Origin of the sequence: Pseudoalteromonas sp. NZS100, from assembly GCF_015864815.1 — a bacterium.
GTDB classification, from domain to species: Bacteria; Pseudomonadota; Gammaproteobacteria; order Enterobacterales; family Alteromonadaceae; genus Pseudoalteromonas; species Pseudoalteromonas distincta.
In genome coordinates this window covers 167,873-180,821 of the sequence record NZ_JADYWM010000007.1, presented here as the reverse complement: position 1 = coordinate 180,821, position 12,949 = coordinate 167,873, and the positions used below count along the sequence as shown (strand labels likewise).

9 protein-coding genes are annotated in these 12,949 nt (G+C 36.8%); 6 read left to right on the top strand and 3 right to left on the bottom strand.

Going from position 1 to position 12,949, the window contains the following annotated elements:
- Positions 1 to 34: 34 nt before the first annotated feature.
- From I6E69_RS09660 to I6E69_RS09650, 3 genes are all read left to right on the top strand, one after another.
- Complete coding sequence (locus I6E69_RS09660; protein ID WP_024609079.1) at positions 35 to 1,441, top strand: sodium:alanine symporter family protein; 1,407 nt, start codon at positions 35 to 37, stop codon at positions 1,439 to 1,441.
- A gap of 138 nt (positions 1,442 to 1,579) precedes the next feature.
- Positions 1,580 to 2,629 carry a patatin-like phospholipase family protein gene (locus I6E69_RS09655; protein WP_197121150.1) on the top strand — a complete coding sequence of 350 codons (1,050 nt, stop codon included), beginning with the start codon at positions 1,580 to 1,582 and terminating at the stop codon, positions 2,627 to 2,629.
- A 51-nt stretch (positions 2,630 to 2,680) separates the two neighbouring features.
- Positions 2,681 to 3,616: a DUF2971 domain-containing protein gene (locus I6E69_RS09650; protein WP_182768672.1), complete on the top strand. Its 936-nt coding sequence runs from the start codon at positions 2,681 to 2,683 to the stop codon at positions 3,614 to 3,616.
- A 122-nt stretch (positions 3,617 to 3,738) separates the two neighbouring features.
- Here the strand turns inward: I6E69_RS09650 and I6E69_RS09645 are convergent, their stop codons facing one another.
- Positions 3,739 to 4,302: a YSC84-related protein gene (locus I6E69_RS09645; RefSeq protein WP_197121149.1), complete on the bottom strand. Its 564-nt coding sequence runs from the start codon at positions 4,300 to 4,302 to the stop codon at positions 3,739 to 3,741.
- 149 nt (positions 4,303 to 4,451) lie between these two features.
- On the opposite strand from I6E69_RS09645, the gene I6E69_RS09640 reads away from it, so the two are divergent.
- Both I6E69_RS09640 and I6E69_RS09635 read left to right on the top strand, forming a co-directional pair.
- On the top strand, positions 4,452 to 5,663 hold the full coding sequence (locus I6E69_RS09640) for a tyrosine-type recombinase/integrase (protein ID WP_197121148.1): 1,212 nt from the start codon (positions 4,452 to 4,454) through the stop codon (positions 5,661 to 5,663).
- Positions 5,663 to 6,856, top strand: a complete 1,194-nt coding sequence (locus I6E69_RS09635; protein ID WP_197121147.1) for a sodium:proton antiporter — start codon at positions 5,663 to 5,665, stop codon at positions 6,854 to 6,856. Before I6E69_RS09640 ends, I6E69_RS09635 begins: the two co-directional genes overlap by 1 nt.
- Positions 6,857 to 7,041: 185 nt before the next feature.
- Here the strand turns inward: I6E69_RS09635 and I6E69_RS09630 are convergent, their stop codons facing one another.
- Positions 7,042 to 10,089 carry an FAD-binding and (Fe-S)-binding domain-containing protein gene (locus I6E69_RS09630; RefSeq protein ID WP_197121146.1) on the bottom strand — a complete coding sequence of 1,016 codons (3,048 nt, stop codon included), beginning with the start codon at positions 10,087 to 10,089 and terminating at the stop codon, positions 7,042 to 7,044.
- Positions 10,090 to 10,234: 145 nt separating this feature from the next.
- Between I6E69_RS09630 and I6E69_RS09625 the strand changes: the two genes are divergently transcribed.
- Positions 10,235 to 10,444 carry a PGPGW domain-containing protein gene (locus I6E69_RS09625; protein WP_165723774.1) on the top strand — a complete coding sequence of 70 codons (210 nt, stop codon included), beginning with the start codon at positions 10,235 to 10,237 and terminating at the stop codon, positions 10,442 to 10,444.
- 72 nt (positions 10,445 to 10,516) lie between these two features.
- On the opposite strand, the gene ppsA is transcribed toward I6E69_RS09625, so the two are convergent.
- Positions 10,517 to 12,892 carry a phosphoenolpyruvate synthase gene (gene ppsA / locus I6E69_RS09620; protein WP_197121145.1) on the bottom strand — a complete coding sequence of 792 codons (2,376 nt, stop codon included), beginning with the start codon at positions 12,890 to 12,892 and terminating at the stop codon, positions 10,517 to 10,519.
- Positions 12,893 to 12,949 lie beyond the last annotated feature (57 nt).

The window sequence follows — 12,949 nt, the reverse complement described above, 5'->3', positions numbered from 1 at the left end:
GTATTAATATAAAAAATATAAGAAGGAATTAGCAATGTTCGATACCGTCGTCAAAAGCGTAAACAACCTTTTATGGGGAGAAGGGCAAGTACTTATTTATATACTTTTGTTTACAGGGGTATGGTTTTCAGTACGACTAAAGGCAATTCAAATACTTAAATTTAAACATATGTTTAGCCTTTTAAAAGGCAGTAGCAAATGTAAGAAAAACGATATTTCCTCATTTCAAGCGTTGTGTACAGGGCTTTGCGCGCGGGTCGGTACCGGTAATTTAGCCGGTGTGGCGGTTGCAATTTCACTTGGCGGCAGCGGCGCTATATTTTGGATGTGGGTTATAGCCATATTGGGTATGGCTACAGGCTTTGCCGAAAGTGTACTTGGGCAAGTATATAAAGTGCGTGATAGTGGCGGCGAGTTCAGGGGCGGCCCTGCGTATTATATTCAACAAGGTTTGGGTAGCCGAGCATTCGCAATTGTGTTTGCCGCGTGTTTGTTTTTAGGTTACGGATTTACGTTTAGCGCAATGCAAACTAACACAATTACCGACGCACTTAACTACGCGTTTGAAGTTCCTACATTTTATTCAGGCCTAGTTATTACCGTATTAGCGGGCTCAATTATACTCGGTGGCTTTAAAGCAATTGCCCGATTTGCAGAGCGTGTTGTGCCAATAATGGGCATTGTGTTTGTACTTGCGGCGGTAATTATTACGATTATAAATTTCACGCAAGTACCCGCCATGCTTAAAGATATATTTTTATCAGCGTTTGGTTTACAAGAAGCAGGCGCCGGTGCAATGGGCGCTGCGATTAAAAACGGTATTCAACGTGGTTTATATTCTAATGAGGCCGGTGCAGGTAGTGTGCCGCATGCTTCAGCAAGTGCCAGCCCAATTCCTAATCACCCTGTAACGCAAGGTTACATACAAATGCTAGGCGTATTTTTCGATACAATAGTATTGTGTAGCTGTACCGCTGTGATCATTTTATTAGCCGATATAGACATAAGCGGTGAAATGGAAGGCATTCGTTTAACACAAAGCGCGATGACCGCTCATTTAGCACAAGGTGGTGTTTACTTTGTAGCAGCCGCTATTACCTTATTTGCTTTTACATCGGTGGTGGCAAACTACGCCTATGCAGAGAGTAACTTGCACTTATTTAAGCTCGACAACAAAGTAGGGCGCGGCATTTACACTTTGCTTTATTTATCAATGATGTTGTGGGGCGCGTCGGCCACATTAAAAGAAGTCTGGGATTTAGCCGATATTGCCTTAGGGTTAATGACAGTGGTTAACGTTATCGCTATTATACTGTTAACGCCGACTATTTTGTCTGTTACGAGCGATTACCACGCACAAAGAGACAAAGGTTTAGAGCCCGAATTTAAAGTAAAAGATGTAAAAGTACAGGGCAAATGCGAAGACGGCATTTGGGATTAATTCACGTACTTTAAGCACACTTAACTATAAAAAGCGGTTTTATGGCAACATAAAGCCGCTTTTCATTTTGCATAAATATTCACTTTAAGTGTTATGAAAATAACTAAAGCAACCAAAATAAAAGGCACAATTTTTTAGATGATCGAGATTCACGCAGGGAAAACAGCGGCTAAAATTATTAACGAACAGGGCTTTAAACCTGAACTTTTCACCTCTTTTTTAGGTGCAAGTGGCGGCCCTAAATGGTTTACTTTATTTGGGTTGGATAAGTATATTTTTGGTGAATTTTTTAAAAATCGAACCCAACCACTTAATTTAATTGGGTCATCTGCCGGCGCTTTTCGCTCTGCGTGTTTTGCACAAAACGATCCCGTTGCTGCCATTGAGCGATTAGCAAAATCGTATTCGCAAACTCGGTACTCAAGTAATAAACCTACACCAAGTGAAATAACAATAAAAGCACGCGCATTACTTGAAGATGTTTTTGGCGATAACGGCGTCACCGAAATTATAAATAACCCAATATTTAAAGCGCACTTTATTGTCGCAAAATCAAATGGCTTTATCGCCAGCGAAAATAAATTAATACAGTTAATGGGTTTATCAAAAAGTTACATGCTTAACCGCGTTAACCGAAAATTATTAGGCTCACAGTATGAGCGTTTTATATTTGGCCCAGCAACAAGTGACTTATCAATTACCGACACCTACAATTTTAAAACGCAAAACATAGCGCTTACTCAACATAATTTAAAAGACGCATTACTTGCATCGGGCTCTATACCACTTGTTATGCAAGGCATAAAAAATATTGCAGGCTCGCCGCAAGGAATATATCGCGACGGCGGAATTATCGATTACCACTTTGATTTAAAAATTAATAACCCAGGCTTAATTTTATATCCGCATTTTAATAGCGAGCCAAAAGCAGGGTGGTTCGATAAAAATTTAAAACGTAAAGTGTCACCACTTAATTACGATAACGTAGTAATGATCACCCCATCAAAAGAATTTGTAGCAAGCTTACCCTACGGAAAAATTCCAGACAGAAATGACTTTACCGATCTTGATGCAGATACACGCATTAAATATTGGAATACTGTTTTTAGTGAAACAGAAAAGTTGGCTGAAGCGTTAGATAAAAATTTAGAAAATAAATTATTTAGTACCATAGATATAATGGGATAGGATTATTTATTTAGTTACTTGTTATAAATAAGAAATTAAAAAAGAGATTTTATGAAACTATACAAATATTTATCTGCTGATGCTGCTACGGCATTCTTAACAGAGCCTACACTTAGGCTAAGTCAGAACAATAGTCAGAATGATCCTTTTGAAGTTTTACCAACAGGAATAGATATAAATAAAATAAAAGATGTCAGCCAAGAGACTATAAAAATTTGTGGGAGAGAATTCAATTCGCACAGAGATATAAATCCATATTTAGATTTATATGGTTATGTGTCTTTAAGCAAAAATAAAGAAAGTATGCCAATGTGGGGTAACTATGCAACTAACAGTAAAGGTATATTAGTTGAATTTGAAGTTGATGAAGAAGATCCATTTTCTATTTTTGATATAGATAAAACTAATGATATTGAAGCCTACCTGAGTGACAATGTTATTTATAATAGAGAGCGAAGCTATAGCAAAAATATCACTACTTTATCAGATGAAGAGGTTAATAATTTTTCGAAACATTATTTCTTTAGTAAACATGAATCTTGGAAGCACGAGGAAGAATATAGATTTGCACTACCATTTACGAACTGCAATAAAGTCATAACACTTGGTAATTCAGACGAAACCAAAAATAAACTGAGCTCACTGGGTTATAAAGGTGATTTAAGAGAAAAAATTAATGATCTATCTAATGTGTTTTTTCTAGCAGGGTTTTGTGAAAATGACCTTTCAAGATGGAATTCAGTTTGGAGAAATTATGAAGCTTATCAAGTGATGTTCTTAATTAAAGTTAATCCAAGTAAAATATCTAAAATTTACTTAGGAGTAAATTCAGATGTAAAGAAAATGAAAGAAGCAATAATAGAGGGGACTAAGTTAGCATCTGGAAATAGAGGAAGGTTTTATAATAGCTATGAGAATTTTAGAAATGTCTATAAATGTAAACTTGACAGCAATTTATTTGAATTGAAATATGAAAAACTTACGTAGAATACTTCAGCATAGAAAGATAGAACACAACCCATAAATTACGTTATGTTAAATTGGGTGAGGTTTAATAAAGCGAGCGTGATTATACAAACCAGCTCGCTTTTAGGAGAGTAATTTGGGGGTTAATTAAGCTCTGAATCAACCCAAAACTTGGTACCTTTTAATACAGCTTGTAGTGCAAGGCCATTTTCGGTTACAGAATATACAGTAACTTGATCTGCAATCGCTTCGGCAACCAATGCACCGCCTTTATCTTCATATTTAGCTGCTGCATCAGCGTTTCCGCCAAATGCCCAACCATGTTCAATAAATCTATTTAGTGCAGCTTGGTTATGAAAAACCATTACAACGTTAAAATCTTTAACGCCTAAGCCAAGCCCTAAACCGGCTTCACCCATATTCATGTAAGTCGATTTACCAGTAAGGTTATTTTTAACTACGCCGTAACCGCCACCAAAACTGGCTAAAACAACATTTACGTTCGCGTTATCAAAAACAGCGTAACCAGCCGAATTAGCAATTTGTTTTTTAACATCAGGTTTTTCAGCGTATAATTTATCTAATGTATTTGTTTTCATACTTTGTACAAGTGAACGTTTTTCGCTTGGTGATGCACTACCTGTAGTAGCACATCCAGTTAACACAACAGTTAAAGCAAGTACGCTTAGTATAATTAGTTTTTTCATGATTTTTTCCTTAATAAGATATAGCAACCAACAACCATAGAATAATCACAGTATTAAAATAATTAGAGCTTTACTATGTCCAATACTAGACAGTATCGGACTTTAGCGTTATTCTGTAAGCCTATTATTTAATTGAATATTTATACATTATGCTTGTTGCTTTGGTTGATACGTTAAAACAATTAAGATATCAAATTGCCCATCTAGATGACGGTACTCTAAATTCAGAATACCCAGAACTTGCATCCTTTATACAGGAAGTTGGCTTGACTGTAACTGAATCAAAAGCCGATCTGACATTCTTATATCAGTTTTTATATGTTTATGGCAGAAAATCAGAAGCGACTTATAGCCGTTTTCGAAATGAACTTGAACGCTTTTATTTATGGTCGTGGTTAATAGCAGAAAAATCAGTATTCGATTTAAAACGTGAAGATATTGAAGCTTACGTTGATTTTATGGTCGAACCTGATAAAGAATGGGCTGCAACTTCAGTGCAATGGCGTTATAAAGATGAGCAAGGAATTCGTAGATTAAATCAAAATTGGCGCCCTTTTATGCTAAAAGAATCAACTGCCAGCCAACAAACTTTATCGGCCATGTTTACTGCCTTAAATGTATTTTATAAGTTTGCCCTACTCGAAGAAAAAACATTCGCGAACTTTGTCCCTGTTGTTAAAAAAAATAGCCCGTATTTAGTTGTTCAATCACAAATTCAAATTCCTGATACATTAAGTGATATTCAATGGGAATACGTTTTTGGTGTAACGCGTGATTTATGCGAACATAACCCTGATTTAGAGCGAAACTTATTTACGCTTGCCTGCTTAAAAGGTCTTTATTTACGAATTTCAGAATTATCTGAGCGCCCACAATGGTCGCCGGTAATGTCTCATTTTTGGCAAGATAATGATGGATTTTGGTTTTTACGTATAATGGGTAAAGGTAATAAATTACGAGATGTAACCTTAAGTGATGATTTTGTTGAATATTTAAAACGATACAGATTATATCGAGGGCTACCTGCCCTTCCTCGGGTTGATGAATCTGAGTCGTTAGTTCATAAAATTCGCGGTCAAGGTGGCATGACAGTAAGGCAAATAAGGCGATTAGTTCAACAAAGTTTTGATTATGCTCAGCAATCATTACTTGATGATGGTTTTAAGGATGACGCTGAACAACTTGGCGCTGCAACTGCACATTGGCTTCGTCATACTGGTGCCACACATGATGCGCAAACAAGACCGCTTAAACATTTATCAGAAGATTTAGGCCATTCTAAAATTGCGACTACCGATCAAATTTATATTCAAACAAATATTAAAGAGCGAGCAAAATCAGGACTTAAAAGGAAAATTTAATGGAGTATTTAGTAATAGCATTTATAGGCGGACTATTTTTAATTTATTCTTTAACACTTCGCCAGTTAGAAAAAACAGAAGTAACAGGCCCAATGTTTTTTGTTGTTGGCGGAATATGTTTAGCTTTAATGCTACCCAACGAAGGGGATAAAATAAAAGAAGGCGTTGATCTTTTATTACCATTTATAGAGCTTACGCTAAGTATATTTTTATTTTCTGATGCAGCTAAATCAAAGCTAAGTGTATTAAGGCATAGTTTTCAGTATCCTAGTTTACTGTTGTTTGTTGCCCTACCCTTAACTTTATTACTCGGTATTGCTGTTGCTTTATTTTTCTTTGCTGAGCTTTCACTTATTCAAGCTGCGTTGCTCGCTATTATTTTAACACCTACCGATGCGGCATTAAGTAAAGGGTTACTAGCAAGTACACAAGTGCCTGAAAAAATACGCGAAGGAATAAATACTGAAAGTGGTTTGAACGATGGATTATGTGTTCCCATATTTTTAATATTTATATTACTAGCTAAAAATCCGGATTCAGCTATTACCGCAACACAAACATTAAGTGTGTTTGGCCGAGAGCTTGGCTTGGCTTTATTAATAGCTATTACAAGTATTATTGTTTTTATACCGAGTTTAAACTTTGCAATGAAACGTCATTACTTTGCACAAAATACCAGTCCGTTTTTATTACTCGGTTTTGCTATGGCTGTTTTTTCTGTCACTCAGTATTTTCACGGCAGTGGATTTATTGCGGTGTTTATTGCAGGTTTATTATTTGATAAATTTTCTACAGAAGAAGTTAGAACAGAATTAATTGAAGACTCAGAGCACATCGCAGATTTTACATCGCTAATGATTTGGTGCTTGTTCGGGTTTGTTTGTGCTTACTTAGTTATTCCTAAATTAAATACTGAAATTATAATTTACGCTTTATTGAGTATAACATTAATTAGAATAATTCCAGTTATGTTGTCACTGCAGTTTACGGCATTGAATATTAAAGAGCGTTTTACATTTGCGTGGTTTGGACCAAGAGGATTAGCATCAATTGTTTTTACATTGATGGTGATTGATACGCAAATAGAAAACAAATATCAAATTGCGACAATAGCAATGACGACTATTTTGTTTAGTGTATTTATACACGGCATTAGTACTAAACCTATTGCAGATAGTTTTGCCAAAAAATAACTAGGTAAAGTAAGCAATTAAGAATACTGATTAAAAAAAGGCGTAACGGTTACTTTCATCACTGATGAAGTTAATCGTTGCGCCTTTTTGTATTTAATAAATAATTTACAAAATCGGTATTTAGATAAAACTATTTAATTACTCTTATATAAGTGATCTTATTTAAGCACTCTTATTTTATAAAGTTATTTAAGAACCTGTGCGAGTAATTCAATTGGGTGTTTTGGTTTAAACTTTTCAAAACGTTTAACTTGGCTACGACAAGAAAAGCCCGTAGATAAAAGTTGCTCTGGTTTACTTTTATCTACAATTGGTTTCCAACTTATTTCGTAAAGTGCACGTGAGTTATCTTGATTTTGTGCTTCATGGCCATAAGTTCCCGCCATTCCACAGCAACCTGTATTTGTTGTTTTTAATGTTAAACCAATATCACTGAAAATTGTTTGCCAAACATTTGCCGCTTTTGGCAGTGCAGTTGTTTCAGTACAGTGACTCAATAATGTAAATTCGGTATCTGTATTTTGCTTTGCGCTTAGTGATTTAAACGATTGTGTTTCTAACCATTCATGCGCAAGTTGCACATTAAATACACCACGGTTATTTTCTAAAATTGTATTATATTCATCGCGGTAACACATAACGAGTGAAGCATCTAAACCAACTAACGGTGCATTAATATCATTTAATTTATTTAAAAACTCAGCTGCATTTTTAGCTGTAATTTTAAATTCATGCAAAAAACCTTTTACGTGTTGCGGTTTACCATTTGGTTTAAAAGGTAATAGCATTGGTTTTTTGCCAAGTTGGATTATTAAAGTAATAAAACTTTCTACTAATTCCGCTTCGTAAAAACTCGTAAATGGGTCTTGTACTATTAATACATATTCACTTTGTTGCTCTGCATTTAATTTATTTAATAAATCAAAATCAAATTTTTGTGTTTTAGTAATACGCTTTGAAAGTGCAGGAATACTTAACTGTGGTGTATCAACATAGCCAACTGTTTTTTTAATAACATTACTTACTAATGATGTTTTAACAATTGGGTTTATAACTTTTGCAAACTTTGCCATTAATGGCGCGCTGTTTTCTATGTTACCAACAAGGTAATCTTTTAGCGGACGCGCATAATAACTATGATAATAATTTAAAAAGCGCGACCGAAAAGTAGGAACATCTACTTTAATTGGGCAAGCAGTTGTACATGCTTTACATGCTAAACATTCATCCATTGACGCTTTTACTTCGTGAGAAAAGTCGTAAATACCTTTTCGTTTTTCGCGGCTATGAACAAAACGTTCCCACCAGGTAATGACTTCACCTTTATTAAGCTGCTTTTCTACTTCGAGTAAATCTACATTTTTTGACTCTTGTAATCGAAGCCATTCGCGCATTAAACTTGCGCGTCCTTTTGGTGAATTACGACGATCGCCAGTTACTTTATACGATGGACACATAGGTGAATTTTCATCGTAATTAAAGCATATGCCATTACCATTACAGGTCATTGCATTGTTAAAACTGGTTTTAACTTCTATTGATATTTGCTTATCGAAGTGTGATCTCTTTTGTCCATCAACACTAACTAGTGAGTCTTCACTATCGATAGGAGTACATATTTTACCGGGGTTGATGCGGTTGTTAGGATCGAAAGCTGTTTTTATTTTACGAAGTTGCGTATATAAATGCTCACCAAAAAATTCAGGGCTGTATTCACTTCGGTAACCTTTACCGTGTTCGCCCCACATTAAACCGCCGTACTTAGCGGTTAGTTTTACTACCTGATCTGAAATAGTTCTAAGTAGTTTTTCTTGTTCTGGGTCGCACATATCAAGTGCTGGGCGTACGTGTAAAACGCCTGCATCAACATGGCCAAACATACCATACTGTAAATTATGACTGTCGAGTAATGCTCTAAATTCGACAATATAATCAGCTAAATTTTCAGGGGGTACTGCAGTGTCTTCTGCAAAGGCGAGTGGTTTTTGACTGCCTTTTACATTACCTAATAAACCCACTGATTTTTTACGCATTGCGTAAATTTTTAGTATATCGCTTTTATCACTGGTTAACTGATAACCAATAACGCCATTAGTTTGATTTGCTACGCATTCGTCTAGAAGTTTACAAAGCGTGTCTACTTTGTCTTTTATATCATCGTTTGATACTGCATTAAACTCGACCATGTTAAGGCCTTGCATATCTTTATTTGGTACGTCGGTTATTAAGTCCGATACTAAATTCCAAATGATGTCTTCACGCGCTAAGTTTAAAACTTTGCTATCAACGGTTTCTACCGATGTTGCGCGTGCATCAACTAAAAACGGTGAATGACGAAGTGCTGAGTCAAAACTATCGTATTTGATATTTATAAGGGTTTTAAATTCGGCAATAGGCGTTAGGTTTAATTTAGCTTCAGTTACTATACCTAATGAGCCTTCTGAACCCGTTATTAAGCGGCTCATATCAAAAGTAAGTAAGTCATCACTTAGCACATGCTCTAGGTCGTAGCCGGTTAAAAACCTATTTAACCGTGGAAACTTAGCTAAAATAGCTGCGCGTTCATTAACTGAAATATCTAAAACTGTTTTATATAAACTACCAATTAGAGAGTCTTGCTCGGCTATAATTTTTGCTTTGTCGATGTCTATTGGTGAGGTGCACATAGGCGTACCATCGACTAAATAAGTTGTAAGCCCTAAAACATGATCGCTTGTTTTTCCGTAAACTAACGAACCTTGCCCAGAGGCGTCAGTACTTATCATGCCACCAATAGTTGCCCTGTTACTAGTAGATAAATCGGGTGAGAAGAAAAAACCATAAGGTTTTAAAAAGTCATTAAGTTGATCTTTTATTACGCCAGTTTGAACGCGTACCCAGCCTTCTTCTACATTTATTTCGAGGATTTCGCGCATATAGCGAGACAAATCTACAACAATACCAGGTGTTAACGATTGACCGTTAGTACCTGTTCCGCCACCACGAGGGCCAAAAGTTAATGATAAAAATGGGTCGCGAGATGCAGTTTGCAGTGCGAGTTGAATATCTTTTTCATTTTTTGGAAAAATAACACCTTGGGGTATTTCCTGATACACACTGTTATCGGTTGAAGCAGTAATACGCGTTGCATAACTGGCATCGGTATCTCCACTAAAACCTTGGCTTGCAATGGTATTTAGGTAATTTGCGACAAGTTCTGTCGCGGCATCTTGCTGTGTAATTGTTGCTATCATGACGGCGATATTTTAGGGCATTTGACTAATTATATCATGGTGATGGCGAATAGAAATTGAAGATTTTACAGTTTGTAACACTCTTTTAGTCGATTTTAATGCAGCTTAAATTATACTCAAGTTAACGAGTAATGAGGTGTGTTATATGAAAAAATTACTATTACAGATCAGTGGCGTGCTATTTATTTTGCTAGGATTATTTTTTGCGATCGTCCCTGGCCCATCGATTATATTTTTTATGGCGGGTTTATTGTGTTTTTCGTTTTACTACCCTAAAGCGCGACATTACTTATCACTTTGTCAAAAGGCATTAACTAAATCATGTGCTTATTTAGATAAAAAATTAGCCCGTTAATTTAACTTTTAATTGGTTATAAAAAAAATGCCAGCAATACATTGCTGGCATTTTTTATAGCTTACCTATTTATTACTTTGCTAATTTTTTAGCTAGGTATAACCATGTTTCTATTACTGTGTCTGGATTGAGTGAAACAGAGTCAATGCCCTGCTCTACTAACCATGCTGCAAAGTCTTCGTGATCTGAAGGACCTTGACCACAAATACCTACGTACTTGCCTTTTTCTTTAGCTGTTTTAATTGCCATAGAAAGTAGTTTTTTAATTGCTGGGTTACGCTCATCAAATAAATGTGCGATTAAACCAGAATCACGGTCAAGACCAAGCGTTAACTGTGTTAAATCGTTAGAGCCGATAGAAAAACCATCAAACATTTCTAAAAATTCATCAGCAAGTAATGCATTTGAAGGCAGCTCACACATCATGATTACTTTAAGACCATTTTCACCACGTTTAAGGCCATGCTCTTCTAGTAGTTCAATTACGCGTTTACCTTCTTCAAGGGTACGTACGAATGGGATCATGATTTCTATGTTTGCCATATCCATGTCGTTTCTTACGCGTTTTATAGCTTCACATTCTAATGCAAAACAATCGCGGAAATCTTCAGAGATATAACGTGCGGCGCCACGAAAACCAATCATTGGGTTTTCTTCTTCTGGCTCGTATTGCTGGCCACCAACTAGGTTTGCGTATTCGTTTGATTTAAAATCAGACATACGCACAATTACACGCTCCGGTGCAAAAGCACAACCAAGCATTGAAATACCTTCAACCAGTTTTGTTATGTAAAACTCTACTGGTGATTCGTAACCGGCAATCATGTCAGTAATTTCTGCTTTTAATGCATCTGTTTGCGCATCAAAATTTAATAACGCTTTAGGGTGAACGCCAATCATACGGTTGATAATAAATTCAACTCGCGCAAGGCCAACACCTGCATGCGGTAGGCGTGCAAAGTCAAAGGCGCGATCGGGGTTACCCACGTTCATCATTACTTTCATTGGTAGTTCTGGCATTTTATCAACGCGTGACGTTAGTATTTCAAAATCTAAAATACCTTCGTAAATAAAGCCGGTATCGCCTTCGGCGCACGATACTGTTACTTCTTGGCCCGCTTTAATTAAATCAGTTGCATTACCACAACCAACAACTGCCGGAATACCAAGTTCGCGTGCAATGATTGCAGCGTGACACGTACGGCCACCACGATTTGTAACAATCGCTGCTGCACGTTTCATGATTGGTTCCCAATCAGGGTCGGTCATATCGGTAACTAAAATATCGCCTACTTGTACCTGATCCATTTCTTTGATTGAATCAAGAACACGTACAACACCGCTACCAATTTTGTGACCAATTGCACGGCCTTCAACAAGTACATTACTTGTGCCATTTAATTGAAAACGTTCCATTACGTTTGAGTCTTCGTTTGAGCGGACAGTTTCTGGACGTGCTTGAACTATATATAGTTTGCCGTCGTTTCCGTCTTTTGCCCATTCGATGTCCATAGGACGACCGTAATGTTTTTCAATGATTACAGCTTGTTTGGCAAGATCTTGCACTTCTTCATCTGTAATCGAAAATTTATTAGAAAGCTCAGGGTCAACATCAACGATGTCTACTTGCTTACCATGTGCTTTATCTTCTGAGTAAATCATTTGTATGGCTTTAGAGCCAATATTACGACGTACTACTGAAGGTTTGTTTTTAAGGAGTGTTGGTTTATGAACATAAAATTCATCAGGGTTAACCGCGCCCTGTACAACCATTTCACCTAAGCCATAGCTTGATGTAATAAATACAACGTCTTCAAAACCAGACTCTGTATCAATACTAAACATTACGCCAGATGCTGACTTATCTGAACGTACCATGCGCTGTATACCTGCTGATAACGCTACACCACGGTGATCGTAACCTTGGTGAACACGATATGAGATTGCGCGGTCGTTAAATAATGAAGCAAATACGTGTTTAATAGCGACCATGACTGAATCGATACCGACAACGTTAAGGAAAGTTTCTTGTTGGCCTGCGAATGATGCATCTGGCATATCTTCAGCGGTAGCAGATGAACGTACTGCAAATGAAACATCTGCTGCAGTATCTCCATGGAGTTGGCTATATGCGTCGCGAATGGCTTGATCTAGGTTTGGTTGGAATGGTGTGTCGATTATCCATTGGCGGATATCGGCACCGACTTTAGCGAGTGTATTTACATCATCAACATCAAGTGTATCTAGGATGTCATGAATTTTGGCGGTGAGTCCTGATTGATCTAGAAACTCATTAAAAGCATCTGCGGTAGTTGCAAAACCACCCGGTACTTGTACACCAGCGTTTGCGAGGTTTGAAATCATTTCGCCAAGTGACGCGTTTTTACCGCCAACTCGAGGAACATCTTGCATACCAAGCTCTTGATACCAGAGAACGTATTCTTGCACGGATCTTTCTCCAAAAAAAACAAATTGTAGGTCTAACTGTGAGAGTTAAGAAAGAAA